The following is a 15,959-nucleotide window of genomic DNA, read 5'->3' as shown; positions in this document are numbered from 1 at the left end:
TCCCCGCAGCCGCGCACCGTCTTCCTCAATCCTAACTGGAACATCATTTTGGCCTGCCTCGAGATCGTTCACACCACGACCTACAGATACCGTCAAAAGGTCCCCCTTGGGCCCCATCGGTTGATGATACGTCCACGAGAAACGAGGGAACTGCGACTAATTGCGCATGCCCTCTCCATTTCTCCGACGGCGACGGTAACCTGGGCGCATGACGTGGCCGGCAACGCTGTCGCCACCGCCATCTTTGACAGCCTGACAGATCATCTGGTGATCGAGAGCCGTGCCACAGTGGATCTCACCGCGCCTGCATGGCCGGTCTTTGCCATCGCCGCCTCGGCCGCGCAGTACCCCTTTGACTACGCCGCCGACGAATGGACCGATTTGGGCGCGTTGACGGTTCCGCAATACCCCGACCCGGACGGTCGGCTTTCTCGATGGGTCGAGGGCTTCGTCATGGCGCGCCCGACCGACACGCTGTCTTTGCTGAAGGACATCAGCAATGGTGTGTTCACCCAGATTTCCTACCAGAGCCGCGACACTGAAGGCACCCAGGCACCGATCGAGACGCTCGACCGGCGGTGGGGCTCGTGCCGTGATCTTGCGGTCCTGCTCGCCGAAGCCGCGCGCACACTTGGACTCGGTTCCCGCATAGTGTCCGGCTATCTGTCCGATGCGGAAGGAAGCCTCCTTGGAATTGCGGGTTCCGGGTCCACCCATGCCTGGGTCGAGATTTTTGTACCCGGTGCCGGATGGATTGCCTTCGATCCCACGAACCGGAGCTTCGGGTCCCGGAACCTGATACCACTCGCCGTGGCCCGAAACATCGCACAGGTCACCCCGGTGGCAGGCAACTTTGTCGGAACGAACGTCGATTTGCTCTCGATGGAGGTGCTCGTAAGAGTGGAGAGTGCTTCGGCACAAGACAACTTGCTTCTGGCCCCAAGAGGCGGGGCGGACATCGCGCTTGTCTGATGGCATTTCGGTGGGACTGGCTTGCGTCTGCTGGTTTAAACTTATCAATAACAATACTTTAACGGCCGGAGAAGGTTCGACGCCAGTCCTGTTCCCTCCGCCACCCCCCCCCTGTCTCTCGTTTCCCAGCAGAATTGACCGCGATTTCTGCCGTCGTTTCGTGCATTTACACTGGCCTGTGCACAGCTGAGACGCACCGTGGGCTGTAAAACCCCTCATTTTCGCAAGCTTCTCAGTTGCCCGATTTTGTCGGTGGGGTTTGGGCGAATTTCCCTGATAAGTCGCGATTTACAGGGAAATTCTGGTGAAAACTCTTCTTTGGGTCTTGTCAGAGGAACTTTGCTTGAGCCGGGCAGGGGGCTTTCGTAGCCTTTCAAAATGATCAAACGCTCCCCATTCAAATACTTCAAAACCAGCCCCGAGATCATCCGCTTGGCGGTGATGCTCTATGTCCGGTTCTGCGCGGCATAAGGGACAGCGCTACTGACCTTGCAGAGACGAGTTGAATTCGTCTGACAGCACGGTGCGAACCGTTCCTGCTTCTCTGTGAGGCTTCCCCAAACGGGTGCTGATACTTGCCCGGAATTGATGAGTCCTTGCCTGTTCTCGGTTCCCATGAATTGACCTCATGTGTCAGCTGTGCTGACTTAATATATCACAGCCTGTTCTGCGATGGTCGTGTTATCTGTGCCGTTTCTGAGGGTCAGGAAACCTCCGCAGAGCCACTGATACTGCCGGCCCAGCCCCGTCAGACCTTCAGGAGGGGTATGCCAGAGCCTCAAGTTTGTGCCGGTACTGTAGCTCCAACTCGTCGCCGGTTTTACCTGCAAGGTTGGTCCAGTTCCATTCAGGCGGAACAGCAGATGCCTCACCAAGCAACTCGACCCATTCCTGATCCATCTTGAGGGTCATGTCAGAAGAACGTGGCTTGAGGCGGGCAGGGCGGTTGCGTAGCCTCTGACCATGACCAAGCGCTCCCCCTTCAAGTACTTCAAAGCGAGCCCCGAGATCATCCGCCTGCCGGTGATGCTGTATGTTCGGTTCGGTGCTTTCGTTGAAAATGTTATGTCGGCAATGGCCGTTTCGGACTAGACTGGATTTATTGGCCGCACCGGATGAGGCCCGGTGGTGATCTCGTTCGGTTGGAGCATTTAGGCCCCGAAACCGTTGGTCCGGGGCCCGGGGCAAGCGAGCGAAAGAGGAAGAGGATGGAAAAGCAACGTAACGAAGCCTTGGTTCGTGTCGCCTGTGTCCAGATGGAGCCCGTCATCGGAGAAAAAGCGCGAAACATCCGTCGCAGCGTTCAACGGATCGAGACTGCGGCGGACAATGGCGCCAATCTGGTTGTACTGCCCGAGCTGGCCAACAGCGGGTATGTTTTTGAAACCCGCGAGGAAGCCTTTGCCCTAGCCGAGACGGTGCCTGACGGGCCGACCTGCGAAGCCTGGGCCGAGGTTGCGGCGCGGCGCGAGATCTGGCTCGTCGCGGGCCTGTCGGAACGGGAGGGCGATGCCCTTTACAACGCGGCCGTCCTGATCGGGCCAAGTGGTCATGTCGGGACGTTTCGCAAGAACCATCTGTGGAACGAGGAAAACCTTTTCTTCGAGCCCGGCAACCTGGGGTTCCCGGTGTTCTACACTCCGATCGGACGGATCGGCATGATGATCTGTTATGACGCGTGGTTTCCCGAGAGTTTTCGGCTGTGCGCTTTGCAGGGTGCCGATATCGTATGCATCCCGACGAACTGGGTGCCGATGCCTGAGCAGGACCCGGAGCGCGACGCTATGGCCAACATCCTGGTCATGGGCGCGTCGCATGCCAACTCGGTCTTCGTGGCGGCGGCAGACCGTGTGGGAACGGAGCGCGGGCAGCCCTTTGTCGGCCAGAGCCTGATCACTGACCATGCGGGCTGGCCGATCGCCGGACCGGCCAGCGCGACGGACGAGGAGATCCTTTATGCCGATCTCAACGTCGCGGATGCGCGACGCAAGCGCAATTGGAACGATTTCAACCAGGTGCTTCGGGACCGCCGCACAGATGTCTACGGCGAGATGCTCGGTTCGGGCGCGAAGCGCAGTTGGGTCTAGCGGTGCGCCCGGTTTCGACAACACCAAGGCCGGTCGGGCGCGGGGCGCGGTCCGCTAGACGAGGAGGAAGGACATGATCCTGGTCACGGGTTTCCAGAGCTACGCCGGGCGCAGCGCCAATCCTTCGGAACTGGTGGCGCAGGCGCTCGATGGCATGCGGGTCCGCGGCATGGCGGTGAAGGGCCATAGCCTGCCGGTGGATTTCCAACGGGTCGGCCGCGCGCTACCCGAGTTGATCGATGACCTGCGCCCGAGGAAAGTGGTGTCGCTGGGGCTCTGGCCGGGTGAGCCGATGATCCGCATCGAGCGTATGGCGGCCAACTGGTCTTGGTTCGAATTGCCCGACAACGCCGGGCATCGCCAGAACGGCAAGGTGATCGAGGACGGGCCGGACGGCTATCTTTCGACCCTGCGCGCGGATGCCATGAAAGCGGCGATTCGAGCGGCGGGGCTGCCCTGCCGCCAGTCCGGCAGCGCCGGAAACTATCTTTGCAACGCGACGCTTTACATCGCCCTGCATCATTGCGCGCTAGGACATCCCGACACCGACGCGGGCTTTGTTCACCTGCCGTATCTGCCGCGCCAGGTGGCTGAGATGATGGACCAGGTGGCCGAGGATGGCCAACTCGAGATGCATCAGCGCGCCGACGTGGCGTCGATGTGCCTGGACGACATGGTCGACGCGCTGCGCGCCGGGCTGGATGTCGCCTGACGCCGCACGTCGTGGGAATGGACTGAGAGCCGGCATCGACGCAATGGCATTTGCGGGGTGAACGAATTGGGGCTGTCACGTTAATTTGCGCTCAAATATCAGGCAAAACAGGTTTTTTCGTTCTTTGCGAGCCTCTTGTCGTGGCCGTGAACGCAAGTCGATTGATCAACTGAGTTGACAGGTTTTCGACTCGACGCTTACGCTGGGTCATCTTGCAGACAAGAAATTGGTTGTGGCGAGTTTCTATAGGTCCAGTCGGGGTGCGCGCTGCCGCGCACTCCATATCAAGACAAGGGGGTGGACGTGATGGCGGTGTTTGTGACTATCGTCGTTATTGTTGTCGCAGCGATCCTGATCATTCTGTTTCTGAACCGGTATTACCGCAAGGCAACGCGCGAAATCAGCCTGGTTCGGACTGGGGCCGGCGGGCAGCGGGTGGTGCTCGACGGCGGCTGCATTGCGCTGCCGTTCCTGCACAAGATCGCTGAAGTGAACATGCGGACCACCAAGCTCGAGATCGAGCGGCTGGGTCCGAAATCGATCATCACCAAGGATCGCCTGCGTGTCGATGTCGGGGCCGAGTTCTATGTTCGCGTCCGAGCGACCGACGAGGGCGTTGCAACTGCCGCGCAGGCCTTGGCGGGCAAGTCGTTCCGCTCGGCCGATCTGGCCGAAACCCTGGAAGGCAAGCTTGTCGATGCGATGCTGTCGGTAGCGGCCCGGTACACCATGGACGAGTTGCAGGATAACCGGGCCGGTTACGCGCGCGAGGTGTCGGAGATACTGGCCGAGAACCTGGCGCAGAACGGTCTCTTGCTCGAGTCGGTGTCCCTGACCCGGATCGACCAAACGCCGTTTCACGCGCTGGATGAAAACAACGCCTTCAACGCGCTGGGTATGCGGCGCCTTGCCGAAATCATCGCGGTCAACAAGAAGGAGCGCGCCGTCATCGAATCCGATGCTGAGGTCGCCGTACGCCAGAGCCAACTGGATGCGACCAAGCGCAAGCTGACGATCTCGCGCGAGGAAGAGGAAGCAATGATCACCCAGCAGCGCGAGATCGAGATCGCGCGCTCGCGCTCGATGGCTGAAACGGCGGAAGAGCAGGCTACATCGGAGAAGCGGCGCGAGGCGGCCCGGATCGCGCGCGAGCGCGAGGTGCGGCTGACCGAGATCCAGAAAGACCGGGAGCTGCGGGAACAGAGCCTGGCGGCCGAACTGGCCACGGCCCTGGCCAAGACAGAAAACACCGTCCGACTCGCCGCCAAGCGGGTCGAGGAGGCGCATGCCGAGGCCGAGGCGATCGCGGCCACCGCGGCCGGGGCCGAGGCCGAGGAAAAGGTTCGCACGATCCGCGAGCAGGCGGCCGCGGATCGCGACAAGGTTCTCGCCTTGATCCGAGCCACCGAGCAGGCCGAAGTCGACGATACCCGCGTGAAGTCGGAAGTGGGGACGATCCTGGCGATGGCCGAGGCCGAGGCGAAGGCGATGCTCGAACGTGCCGAAGCGCAGAAGTCCAAGCTCTTGGCGGAGGCCAAGGGCCGTGCGGCGGTGATCGAGGCCGAAAACGCGCAAAGCACGGAACTTATGTCGATGAAACTCGACGAGGCCCGCATCAAGACCCTGCCCGAGGTGGTGGAACGGATGCTGAAACCCGCCGAGAAGATCGAAAGCATCCGCATCAATCACATCACCGGCGTCGGCCGGGGTGGTGGCGCGACGGGCGACGGAGCCGGCGAGGGCGATGGCAGCACGGTCAACCAGTTGGTCGATGGCGTTCTGTCCATGGCGCTGCAGCTTCCCGCGGTTCAGCGGCTGGGCGAGGAAGTGGGCATGAATATCGGCGACGGTGTGCGCGGCGTGACCTCGCAGCTGGATCGTAGAAGTCGCGGGGAGACCCGCAAGGAAGAAACGGACGGCTCAACGTCTGAAACCAAGGACTGAAGCGATCAATGCGCGATGCGCGATCCGCGAAGTACCTAACCCAACAGGAGAAAAAACATGACTTTTTCGCGTAGGAGTTTTCTGGCCGGGTCCTCGGCACTGGCCCTGTCGTCGGCCCCGATCATCGGCCGGGCACAAGGCAGCGACAAAATCATTTTCGCGTCGATCCTCGACCTTTCGGGGGGGCTGGACATTTATGGCGCGCCGATGGCCGAGACCACCAAGATGGCGATTGACGACATCAACGCCGCCGGTGGCCTTCTGGGCCGCGAGGTCGAGCTGAAGCTGTACGACGCGCAGTCGACGATCCAGTTCTACACGCAATATGCCACCCAGGCCGCGGCGGGCGACCGGGCTCACACGGTGCATGCGGGTATCACCTCGGCCAGCCGCGAAGCAATCCGCCCTACGCTGGCGCGCTTCAAGACGCTCTATTTCTACAACACCCAGTACGAGGGCGGCGTCTGCGACTACAACTGCTTCTGCACCGGCTCGACCCCGGCGCAGACCGTGGCGAAGGTGGTGCCTTACGCGATGAACAAGTGGGGCAAGAAGGTCTACATCGTCGCGGCCGACTACAACTATGGACAGATCACCGCGCAGTGGATGCAAAAGTTCGTGGCGGAGAACGGTGGAGAGACGCTGGACGTGGAGTTCTTCCCGCTGGACGTGACCAATTTCGGCCCGACCATCAACAAGATCCAGACCGCGAAGCCCGATTTCGTCATCTCGGCCCTGGTCGGCGGCGCGCATGTGTCGTTCTACCGCCAGTACGCGGCGGCCGGCATGATGAAGGAGATCCCGATCGCCTCCACCACCTTCGGCGTCGGCAACGAACAGAAGCTGATCTCGGCCGAAGAAGGCGACGGTATCATCGCCTCCTACTCGTATTTCGAAGGCGCGGACAACGCCGTCAACACCGAGTTCCTGCAGCGTCTCGAAGCGCGGCTGGGCGCCGATCGTCCGGTCATGAACGAACTGGCGGTCCGGTCCTACGAGGGCGCGATGCTCTGGGCCGAAGCGGTCAAGATGGCCGGCACCCCCGACCGTGATCCGGTGATTGAGGCGCTGCGCTCGGGGCTGACCTACAACGGCCCGTCCGGGGCGGTGACGATCGATGCGCAGACGAACCACTGCAACATGAACGTCTACATTAGCGAACTGAAGGACCAGACCTGGAACATCGTGGAATCCTTCACCGACCAGCCGCCGGCGGATACGCAACTGGTCTGTGACCTGGTCGCCAATCCCGATCAGTCCACCTTCCTGTTCGAAAACGGCCTGGCCGCGGCCGGGATCGAGTAACCGACCTCGGGTCCAGCTTTCGTGCTGGACCCCCACCTTATCCTCGGAGCGCCTTTCTTGGACCTCGTCGTCGCCGTCCTTTTCCAGCTGATCTATGTCATCGCCAACCTGGCGCTGATCAGTCTCGGGCTCGCGATCATCTTCGGGATGATGCGGGTGATCAACCTTGCCCATGGCGAGTTCCTGATGCTGGGCGGCTATACCGTCGTCGTGGCCACGAACATGGGTATCAACATCTGGGTCTCGATGCTGATCCTGGCGCCGCTCGTCGTGGGGATCATCGGGGTGATCGTCGAGCGCCTGCTGATCCGGTGGCTCTATGGCCGGATGGTGGACACGTTGCTGGCCACCTGGGGGCTGTCGCTGTTGCTGGTGGGGATCGTGACATCGATCTTCGGCGCCTCGACCGCGACAACCGTTTCGCCGCCGCTGGGCGCGGTGCGGATCGGCGCGTATTCCGCGTCGGGCTACGAGCTTTTCCTCATCCTGATCACGATCGCGCTGCTGGTCGCGGTCTGGATGACGCTGCGGTTCACCAAGCTCGGGCTGCTGGCCCGCGGTACCATGCAGAACGCCGAGATGGCCTCGTCGCTGGGGGTGTCGACCAGCCGGATCTACATGATCACCTTTGGGTTGGGCGCGGCGGTCTCGGGGCTTGCCGGGGGGCTTCTGGCGCCGATGACGGGGGTTCTGCCGACCATCGGGGCGACCTATATCGCCAAGGCCTTCATCACCGTGATCTCGGGCGGGGCGTCGATCCTGGCCGGCACGGCCGCCGGTTCGGTTCTGCTGGGAGGGATCAACGGCATCTTCTCGTTCATCGCGGGCTCGACCTTTGGCGAGATCGCGCTTCTTCTTGCCGCGATCATCCTGTTGCGGCTCATGCCGCGCGGGATCACCGGCCGCTTCTTCCGGAAATCGCTATGAGCAGCGGTATGCTTCGCCAGATGCGCCCGACGCTTGTCTATGCCCTGCTGGGCATCGTTTTCATGTTCGCGGCGCCGCATGTGCTGCAGCTGTTCACCATCATCAACCTCACCACCGCCATCGCGCTTGCGATCCTGGCGCTCAGCCTTGCGCTGATCTGGGGCTATGGCGGGATCCTGTGTTTCGGGCAGGTCGCCTTTTTCGGGCTGGGGGCCTATGTCTACACGATCTCGGCGATCAATATCGGCGGGTCCACCTGGGCCATCCTGATCGCGGTGCTCCTGACATCGGCCTTTGCCGCGGCGTTGGGGTATTTCATCTTCTTCGGTCGCGTCTCGGACGTCTACCTGGGGGTGATCACGCTGACCGTGACGCTGATCTTCTTTTCGCTGATCCGGCGCACGTCGGGACCCGAATACAAGATCGGCAAGGCGCTTCTGGGCGGATTCAACGGGGTGTCGTCTCCGCCGATCAACCTGCCCTGGGATGCCCGCACCTTCCTGTTTCCCGAACAGGTGTTCTATGTCGCGATGGCGGCGCTCATCCTGTGTTACGTCTTCGCCGGCTGGCTGGTGAACACCAAGTTCGGGCGCGTCTGCGTCTCGATCCGCGAGAACGAACTTCGCTCGGAATTGCTGGGTTACGACGTGCGCCTCTACAAGCTGGGGATCTTCACCATCGGCGCCGGGATCGCCGCGGTCGGCGGCGTGATGTTCTGCAACGGGGTGGGGCGGATCACGCCGGATGTGTTCAACCTCTACAACGCGGCGCTGACGATCATCTGGGTGATCGTGGGCGGGCGCGGGACGCTGATCGGGCCCGCCGGAGCGACCTTTGCGCTGTTCTACCTGACCTCGGCGCTGGGCGGCCAAAGCGTTCTGAACAACAACCTGGTTCTCGGGGTCATCCTGATCGTCTTCGTGCTGCTGGTTCCCAAGGGCGTGGCGCCGACCGTGATCGACTGGGTGAACCGCCGTCGCCGGAAGAGACCCGTGCGGTCGCGCCGGCGCCGCCGGAGCAGGGCGGAGGACGCGGGATGACACGCCAACGCGGAGAGGTTGTTGTCGAGACCCGCGACCTGTGCATGCATTTCGGCGGCGTGCGAGCGGTCGACCAGGTGGATTTCACCTTGTTCGATCGCGAGCTGCGCTGCCTGATCGGCCCGAATGGCGCCGGCAAGTCGACCTTCTTCAAGTGCCTGACCGGGCAACTGACCCCGACCTCGGGCGACGTGATCATCCGCGGCCAGGAGATGACCGGGGCGGAGCCGTTCGAGGTTGCGAGCCTCGGTGTCGGCATCAAGACGCAGGTGCCCAACGTCTTTGACGGGTTGACGGTGGAAGAGAACATCTGGCTCTCGGCCCGGCGCTGGCACGGGGAGTCGCGTGCCCGCAGCCTTACCGCCGAAACGATCGAGCGCCTGAGACTGGGCGATATCCGACGCACGCTGGTCGGGCAGCTGGCCCACGGGCAGCGCCAATGGGTCGAGCTGGGCATGGTCGTGGCCGCGGAGCCGTGGCTCGTGCTGCTGGACGAGCCGGCCGCGGGCATGACCCACGAGGAAACCTACAGGACCGTGGAGCTGATCGAGGAGATCAACAAGACGTCGGCCCTGATCGTTGTGGAGCATGACATGCAGTTCATCCGCATGATCTCGCGCACGGTGACGCTGTTTCACGAGGGTCGCATCCTGATGCAGGACACGATGGAAGCGATTTCGGCCGATCCGCGTGCCCGCGAAGTCTATCTGGGGCACAGGGCATGAGCGCGCTTCTGCAAGTATCGGGCATGAGGGCAGGCTATGGCCGCGTGCCCGTGCTGCATGGCATCGACCTGTCGGTCGAGGATGGCGAGATCCTGGGGATCCTAGGCCATAACGGCATGGGGAAATCGACGCTTCTGAAGGCGTTGATGGGCATCATCCCGGCCTCGGGCGGCACGGTCCTGTTCGACGGCCAGGATATTGGGCGGCTGCGGTCCTCGGGGCGCGCGCAGCTTGGCATCGGCTATGTTCCGCAGGGCAGGGGAATCTTTCCCAACCTGAGTGTCCGGGACAACCTGCGGATGGGCATTGCCGCGCATGACATGGATGAGGACGATGCCATCGACCGGGTGCTGGCCGATTTTCCGCGGCTCGAACGGCTGCTGGACCGCGATGGCGGGGCGCTCTCGGGCGGCGAACAGCAATTGCTAGCCCTGGCGCGGTGCCTGGTGTCCGACCCGGACCTCGTGCTTCTGGATGAACCGACCGAGGGCATCCAGCCCTCGATCATCGACGAGATCATCGACCTGCTGAAGGAACTGAACCGCCGCGAAGGCCTGAGCATCGTGCTGGTGGAGCAGAGCCTCGATTTCATCACCGCCCTGTCCGACAGGATCCTTCTGATCCAGAAGGGCAGCATCATGGGCGAGGTCTCGGGTTCGGACGCGGCGGACCCGGCCCTGATCGAGGAATTCACCGGTCTCGGTGCGGGCAGCGCCCAGACCGCGAAACCGGCCTCGGGCGCCTTGTCGGCACTTCAGGCCGACAAGGCCCCCAAAGAGACCCCGGCTAACACCGCGGGAAGCAGACCCGGCCTGGGCACCCCGGCCGAAAGATCCGCCGCTCCGGCATCGTTGCAAGAAAGGATGTCCTACATGACCGTCCAGCGCCCCACCCATTCGCAGATGAAAGAGATTGTCGCCGAACTGGGCATGCACATGTCGGATGAGCGGATCCAGGAATTCCTCGATGTCATGCAAGGCACACTGGATGCCTATGATGTGGTGGATTCGCTGCCTGACTACCTGCCGCCGGTACTTTATCCGCGTACCTCGGGCTATCGTCCGACACCCGAGGAAAACCCGATGAACGCGTGGTACGTGAAGACCGAGATCAAGGGCGCGCCGCGCGGACCATTGCTTGGGCGGACGGTCGCGCTGAAGGACAACGTGTGCCTGGCGGGTGTGCCGATGATGAACGGGGCGTCGACCCTGAAGGGCTATACCCCCGATATCGATGCCACCATCGTCACGCGCCTTCTGGATGCCGGCGCGACGATCATGGGCAAGGCGCATTGCGAGTATTTCTGCCTTTCGGGCGGCAGCCACACCAACGCGACGGGGGCCGTGCACAACCCGCACAAGCCGGGCTATTCGGCGGGGGGGTCGTCGTCGGGGTCGGGGGCGCTTGTCGGGGCGGGGCTGGTCGACATGGCGATCGGCGGCGACCAGGGCGGCTCGATCCGGATGCCTGCCTCGTTCTGCGGGGTCTACGGGATGAAGCCCACCCATGGCCTCGTGCCCTATTCCGGGATCATGCCGATCGAGAACACGATCGACCATGCCGGGCCGATGACGCAGACCGTCATGGACAACGCTCTGATGCTCGAGGTGATTGCCGGGGCCGACGGCCTCGACCCGCGCCAGTACGACGTGCACACTGAACGTTACACGGCGTCGGTCAACCGCGGCGCCTCGGGGTTGCGGATCGGCGTGGTCAAGGAAGGGTTCGGGCACGAACAGTCGGAACCCGATGTCGATGCGAAGGTGCGCGCCGGGGCGGATGTGTTCCGCAGCCTGGGCGCCACGGTGGACGAGATCTCGATCCCCTGGCACCTGTACGGACCGGCGATCTGGACGCCCATCGGGCTGGAAGGCCTGACCAACCAGATGATGATCGGAAACGGCTTCGGCACCGGCTGGGAAGGGCTCTATACCACCTCGCTTCTGGACTATCATTCCAACTGGCGGTCGCGGGCCGACGAGTTGTCGGACACGCTGAAGATCTCGATGTTCGTGGGGCAGTATCACCTGAAGCACACGCGCGGCCGTTATTACGCCAAGGCGCAGAACCTCGCGCGGAAGCTGCGCGAGGAGTATAATAATGTATTGGCCTCCTATGACCTGCTGCTGATGCCGACGACCCCGATGAAGGCGACGCCGCTGCCGCCGCCGGACAGTTCGCTGGCGCTTTGGACGCAGCGCGCCTTCGAGATGCTGCCCAATACCTCGCCGTTCGACGTCACCGGCCATCCGGCAATGTCGATCCCGTGCGGGATGTCCGACGGGTTGCCCGTGGGCCTGCAGCTTGTGGGACGGCGCTACGAGGAAAGCACGATCTACCGCGCGGCGGGTGCCTTCGAACAGGCCGGTGATTGGCGCAACATGTAAGGCCGGAAAGGACCAGCGACGCGATGTCGGCACGGGTGATCTCCAGACCGGGCATTCGCCCCGCAAACGGCCTGTCGCATGTGGCGGGGGTGACCGATCGTCCGTTGATCGAGGCCACGATCCCGGCCTTCCTGTCCGAGGTCGTGCGGCGGCACGCGTCGCGAACGGCGGCGGTCTTTCGCCAGACCGGCGACCGCTGGACCTATGCCGAGTTTGCGAAGCTGGTCGATCGTCTTGCGGCGGGGCTCCTGGCGATCGGGGTCTACAAGGGCGACAGGGTGGGCATCTGGTCGCCCAACCGTCCGGAATGGCTTTTGGCGCAGTTCGCGACCGCGCGGATCGGCGCGATCCTGGTGAACATCAACCCGGCCTATCGCAGCTCGGAGCTGGAATACGCGCTGAACAAGGCCGGCGTGTCTTGTCTCATCGTGGCGCCGCAATTCAAGTCGTCGAACTACATGGCCATGCTGGCCGAGCTGGCACCGGAGCTGGACACCTGCCCACCCGGGCGGCTGCGGGCGGCGCGTTTGCCGCGGCTCGGGTCGGTGGTCCAGCTGGGGCCGGACCCGCGGCCCGGCACTTTGTCGTTCGATGCGGTGATGGCCAAGGGCGGCCCCGCGCTTCGGGCCCGCCTTGATGCGATCGGCGCGAGCCTCGACCCGGATGACGCGATCAACATCCAGTTCACCAGCGGCACGACAGGCGCCCCGAAGGGGGCAACGCTGAGTCACCGGAACATCGTGAACAACGCGATCTCGACGGCTCGGGCCATGCGGCTGCGACCGGGGGAAGGCCTGTGCATTCCTGTGCCGTTCTACCATTGTTTCGGCATGGTCCTGGGTAACCTTGCGGCCTGTGCCTATGGCGCGGCCATGGTCATCCCGGGAGAGGCCTTCGATGCGCGCGAAACCCTGGCGGCGATCGATGCCGAGGGCTGCGCGGCGGTTCACGGCGTGCCGACGATGTTCCAAGCGATGCTTGATCACCCCGAGTTCGACCGGTTCGACTTACGAAGCCTGCGGACCGGGATCATGGCGGGCGCCCCTTGCCCGGAGCCGTTAATGCGCCGGGTCATGCAACGGATGAATTGCCGGCAGATCACGATCGGCTACGGTATGACCGAAACGAGCCCGATCTCGTTCCAGTCGGCGGTAGATGATCCCGTGGAGCGGCGCGTATCGACGGTGGGGCGCATTCAGCCCCATGCCGAGTGCAAGGTGGTGGATGGCAAGGGCCGGACCCTGCCTGTCGGCCAGCAGGGCGAGTTGCTGACGCGCGGCTACCTTGTGATGAAGGGGTATTGGGACGATCCGCAGCGCACCGTGGAGGCGATCCGCGGCGGCTGGATGCACACCGGCGATCTGGCCACCATCGATGCCGAGGGCTATTGCCGGATCACCGGGCGCCTGAAGGACATGCTGATCCGCGGGGGCGAGAACGTCTATCCGGCCGAGATCGAGGAGTTCCTAGTGGGCCATCCCGACATCTCGCAGGCGCAGGTCTTCGGTCTGCCGGACCCGAAATACGGCGAGGAGGTCGCGGCGTGGATCATCCTGCGCCCGGGGGCGCAGATGGCGGAAGACGGCCTGCGGGACTGGTGCCGGGGCAAGATCGCGCATTACAAGATCCCGCGCTACATCCGTTTCGTAACGGAGATGCCGATGACGGTCACCGGAAAGCCGCAGAAATTCGTCATGCGCGCGCGGATGATCGAGGATCTGGGACTGTCCTCCTGATCGCGCCTGACCACCCGGGATTGGGTGACGACCGCCTCGTGGAGCGCGCCCGGGCGCGGGCCGGTCGCGTCAGAGCTGCACGCCCTTGGTGAGGGCGCCGTCGATGACGAGGTTCGTGCCGCTCGTGAAGCTCGACGCAGGCGATGCGAGGAAGACCACGCCGCGCGCGATCTCGTCGGGGTTGGCCATGCGCTTCATCGGGTTCATCGCAAGGGCATCCCGAAAGAGATCGGGGTTGTTCTGTTCGATCGATTGCCAGATGCCCCCCTCGAAATAGGTGTTTCCGGGCGAAACGGTGTTGGCACGGATACCCATCGGGGCGAGTTTCATCGCCAGGCCCTGGGCGTAGTGCACAAGGGCGGCCTTGAAGGCGCCGTAGGCCGGGCCGGTGAAGTCGATCTCGCGCCCGGAGACCGAGGAAATCAGGGTGATGGACGCCGCCTGCGACTTTTCCAGCCAGGGCATCGCGGCATTCACGAGCCGGACGGAATGCATCATGTCCGTTTCGAAACCGGCCTGCCAGGCGGCCTCGTCATCGGCAACGGCAAGCGCGGAGACATTCGCTACGACCATATCGATCCCGCCGAGCGCGGCGGCGCTGTCCTGAACCCAGGATTTCAGCGAATGGGCGTTCGCGACGTTCACGGCGCGGCCAAAGGCGGGAACCCCCTTCTGCTTGAGCGCTTCCACCGTGGCAGTCACGTGGGCCGCGTCGCGGGCGCATACCGAGACGGCAGCGCCCTCGTCGGCGAAGATGTCGGCGCATTTTCGGCCGATGCCCTTGGTGCCGCCGGTGACAAGGACTCGCAGACCTTTCAATCCCAGGTCCATCTTGCACGTTCTCCCGTTCTGTCCGCGCGACCGACCCGCCGTCGGATCAGCGCAGGTAGCGTTTGAGCATCGATGCGCCCAGCGTGTATTTCGGGTCGACCATGTTGCCGACGCGCATCCTGCCCGCCTGGGTGGCGAGGAAGTAGGCCTCAGTTTCCTCGAAACCGTGATCCTCGACCATCCAGCGGACGAGGTCACGGTATGCCATGCGCGCCGCGTCCTCCATCGGCCGGGCCGACCCGACGGCCATGATGAACTCCTCGGTTTCCAGCCTCACGCCGGGGATGGCCCAATCCTTGATCAGGTCGATCTGCACGGTCACCGTGGCCGGGATCTCGACCGCGACGCCGCAAAGCTCACCATCTCCCTGACGGCCGTGGCAGTCGCCTATGTAGAAGAAACCTTCGTCCCGCTGGACCGGGAAATAGATCACGGCACCCGGAGCCACATCGGGCAGGTCCATGTTGCCGCCGTAGAAGTCGGGCACGAGAGAAGAGATTGCCTCGATTTCGGGGCTGACGCCCATAGTGCCGACGAAGGGTTCGTAGGGCAGGGTGATCCGGTCCGAGAAGCGGATCCCGTCGGGCGTGACATCCATCTTCTTGACCCGCTCGGCGATCGGCGCGTTCAGATGCGTCAGGCCCGAGGCCACCAGCCCGCCGAAATCGGGGATCAGGGCCGTGGTGCCGGCCGGTTGCGGACCCCGGGGCAGAAGGCTTCTGATATGGACCGCGAGAACGTCGCCCTTCCTGGCATCCTCGACCGCGATGGGCCCGTTCTGCGGGTTCACGAAGGGCATGTTCAGCACTTTCGACGGCAGATCATCCTCGGTCTTGACCGCGCCGCCGAAGGCATCGAGAGTTTCGACCGCGACCACGTCGCCGGGGGCGATGGTCATCACCGGGTCTGCATAGGGGCCGTAGACGTAGTGGTATTCGTCCTGCATCGCCTCGGTGAGGTGATGGTGCTGTCCTTCCCGGCCTTGCGCGACGCCGCGCCGGCCCATGACAGAGGAGTCGAGCCATGTCATCGGGAAACCTCCCTTTTGTCTCATGCCATCAGACTAGAGCATCTCGGGTACTTGGCAAGTGGCCTGTCGGGTGAGCTCCTCGATCTTCTTCCGGTTCTCGATGATCGACTCCGGCATGGGTCATGTCAGAGGAACTTGCCTTGAGCCGGGCAGGGGGCTCTCTTAGCCTCTCAAGATGACCAAGCGTTCCCCCTTCAAGTACTTCAAGACCAGCCCGGAGATCATCCGCCTGGCAGTGATGCTCTATGTGCGTTTCCCGTTGT

General features: G+C 63.2%; 13 protein-coding genes and 3 pseudogenes. 13 read left to right on the top strand and 3 right to left on the bottom strand.

The features are described from left to right. Positions 1-48: 48 nt before the first annotated feature. Both E0501_RS20215 and E0501_RS21405 read left to right on the top strand, forming a co-directional pair. Positions 49-972 carry a transglutaminase family protein gene (locus tag E0501_RS20215; protein ID WP_137703226.1) on the top strand — a complete coding sequence of 308 codons (924 nt, stop codon included), beginning with the start codon at positions 49-51 and terminating at the stop codon, positions 970-972. A 378-nt stretch (positions 973-1,350) separates the two neighbouring features. Then, positions 1,351-1,431, top strand: a pseudogene (locus E0501_RS21405) (IS6 family transposase); the annotation flags it as partial. 297 nt (positions 1,432-1,728) lie between these two features. Here E0501_RS21405 and E0501_RS21225 read toward each other — a convergent pair. Continuing rightward, a complete protein-coding gene (locus E0501_RS21225) occupies positions 1,729-1,884 on the bottom strand; it encodes a hypothetical protein (RefSeq protein WP_161594673.1) in 156 nt (51 codons plus the stop codon). A 51-nt stretch (positions 1,885-1,935) separates the two neighbouring features. Between E0501_RS21225 and E0501_RS21400 the strand changes: the two are divergent. From E0501_RS21400 to E0501_RS20170, 10 genes and pseudogenes are all read left to right on the top strand, one after another. Continuing rightward, positions 1,936-2,037, top strand: a pseudogene (locus E0501_RS21400) (IS6 family transposase); the annotation flags it as partial. Positions 2,038-2,180: 143 nt separating this feature from the next. Beyond that, on the top strand, positions 2,181-3,059 hold the full coding sequence (locus tag E0501_RS20210; protein ID WP_137703225.1) for a nitrilase family protein: 879 nt from the start codon (positions 2,181-2,183) through the stop codon (positions 3,057-3,059). A gap of 73 nt (positions 3,060-3,132) precedes the next feature. Then, on the top strand, positions 3,133-3,771 hold the full coding sequence (locus E0501_RS20205; protein WP_137703224.1) for a pyroglutamyl-peptidase I: 639 nt from the start codon (positions 3,133-3,135) through the stop codon (positions 3,769-3,771). A 306-nt stretch (positions 3,772-4,077) separates the two neighbouring features. Then, positions 4,078-5,715, top strand: a complete 1,638-nt coding sequence (locus E0501_RS20200; protein ID WP_137703223.1) for a flotillin family protein — start codon at positions 4,078-4,080, stop codon at positions 5,713-5,715. Between the two features lie 57 nt (positions 5,716-5,772). Beyond that, positions 5,773-7,020: an urea ABC transporter substrate-binding protein gene (locus tag E0501_RS20195; protein WP_137703222.1), complete on the top strand. Its 1,248-nt coding sequence runs from the start codon at positions 5,773-5,775 to the stop codon at positions 7,018-7,020. A gap of 57 nt (positions 7,021-7,077) precedes the next feature. Continuing rightward, on the top strand, positions 7,078-7,947 hold the full coding sequence (locus E0501_RS20190) for a branched-chain amino acid ABC transporter permease (RefSeq protein ID WP_137703221.1): 870 nt from the start codon (positions 7,078-7,080) through the stop codon (positions 7,945-7,947). Beyond that, positions 7,944-8,987 carry a branched-chain amino acid ABC transporter permease gene (locus E0501_RS20185; protein ID WP_205123528.1) on the top strand — a complete coding sequence of 348 codons (1,044 nt, stop codon included), beginning with the start codon at positions 7,944-7,946 and terminating at the stop codon, positions 8,985-8,987. The genes E0501_RS20190 and E0501_RS20185 overlap by 4 nt, the downstream gene beginning before the upstream one ends. Beyond that, positions 8,984-9,712 carry an ATP-binding cassette domain-containing protein gene (locus E0501_RS20180; RefSeq protein ID WP_137703220.1) on the top strand — a complete coding sequence of 243 codons (729 nt, stop codon included), beginning with the start codon at positions 8,984-8,986 and terminating at the stop codon, positions 9,710-9,712. The genes E0501_RS20185 and E0501_RS20180 overlap by 4 nt, the downstream gene beginning before the upstream one ends. Beyond that, positions 9,709-12,099 (top strand): amidase, encoded by a 2,391-nt coding sequence (locus E0501_RS20175; RefSeq protein ID WP_170222795.1) that lies wholly within the window; start codon positions 9,709-9,711, stop codon positions 12,097-12,099. Before E0501_RS20180 ends, E0501_RS20175 begins: the two co-directional genes overlap by 4 nt. Before the next feature lie 23 nt (positions 12,100-12,122). Beyond that, complete coding sequence (locus tag E0501_RS20170) at positions 12,123-13,835, top strand: AMP-binding protein (RefSeq protein ID WP_137703219.1); 1,713 nt, start codon at positions 12,123-12,125, stop codon at positions 13,833-13,835. Between the two features lie 69 nt (positions 13,836-13,904). Here E0501_RS20170 and E0501_RS20165 read toward each other — a convergent pair whose 3' ends face one another. Both E0501_RS20165 and E0501_RS20160 read right to left on the bottom strand, forming a co-directional pair. After that, positions 13,905-14,666 carry an SDR family NAD(P)-dependent oxidoreductase gene (locus E0501_RS20165; protein WP_137703218.1) on the bottom strand — a complete coding sequence of 254 codons (762 nt, stop codon included), beginning with the start codon at positions 14,664-14,666 and terminating at the stop codon, positions 13,905-13,907. A gap of 46 nt (positions 14,667-14,712) precedes the next feature. After that, on the bottom strand, positions 14,713-15,696 hold the full coding sequence (locus E0501_RS20160) for an acetamidase/formamidase family protein (protein ID WP_137703217.1): 984 nt from the start codon (positions 15,694-15,696) through the stop codon (positions 14,713-14,715). Positions 15,697-15,871: 175 nt separating this feature from the next. On the opposite strand from E0501_RS20160, the pseudogene E0501_RS21630 reads away from it, so the two are divergent. Continuing rightward, positions 15,872-15,959, top strand: a pseudogene (locus E0501_RS21630) (IS6 family transposase); the annotation flags it as partial.

It is taken from the genome of Marimonas lutisalis (assembly GCF_005434965.1).
Taxonomy (GTDB): Bacteria; Pseudomonadota; Alphaproteobacteria; order Rhodobacterales; family Rhodobacteraceae; genus Marimonas_A; species Marimonas_A lutisalis.
The sequence above is the reverse complement of the archived record's forward strand: the minus strand, read 5'-3'. Positions and strand labels throughout refer to the sequence as shown.

Excerpts from the sequence above, each read along its gene's own strand:
- E0501_RS20210 (WP_137703225.1), top strand. The coding sequence starts at position 2,181 with ATGGAAAAGCAACGTAACGAAGCCTTGGTTCGTGTCGCCTGTGTCCAG.
- E0501_RS20175 (WP_170222795.1), top strand. The coding sequence starts at position 9,709 with ATGAGCGCGCTTCTGCAAGTATCGGGCATGAGGGCAGGCTATGGCCGC.
- E0501_RS20170 (WP_137703219.1), top strand. The coding sequence starts at position 12,123 with ATGTCGGCACGGGTGATCTCCAGACCGGGCATTCGCCCCGCAAACGGC.
- E0501_RS20160 (WP_137703217.1), bottom strand. The coding sequence starts at position 15,696 with ATGACATGGCTCGACTCCTCTGTCATGGGCCGGCGCGGCGTCGCGCAA.
- E0501_RS20200 (WP_137703223.1), top strand. The coding sequence starts at position 4,078 with ATGGCGGTGTTTGTGACTATCGTCGTTATTGTTGTCGCAGCGATCCTG.
- E0501_RS20205 (WP_137703224.1), top strand. The coding sequence starts at position 3,133 with ATGATCCTGGTCACGGGTTTCCAGAGCTACGCCGGGCGCAGCGCCAAT.
- E0501_RS20180 (WP_137703220.1), top strand. The coding sequence starts at position 8,984 with ATGACACGCCAACGCGGAGAGGTTGTTGTCGAGACCCGCGACCTGTGC.
- E0501_RS20195 (WP_137703222.1), top strand. The coding sequence starts at position 5,773 with ATGACTTTTTCGCGTAGGAGTTTTCTGGCCGGGTCCTCGGCACTGGCC.
- E0501_RS21225 (WP_161594673.1), bottom strand. The coding sequence starts at position 1,884 with ATGACCCTCAAGATGGATCAGGAATGGGTCGAGTTGCTTGGTGAGGCA.
- E0501_RS20165 (WP_137703218.1), bottom strand. The coding sequence starts at position 14,666 with ATGGACCTGGGATTGAAAGGTCTGCGAGTCCTTGTCACCGGCGGCACC.
- E0501_RS20185 (WP_205123528.1), top strand. The coding sequence starts at position 7,944 with ATGAGCAGCGGTATGCTTCGCCAGATGCGCCCGACGCTTGTCTATGCC.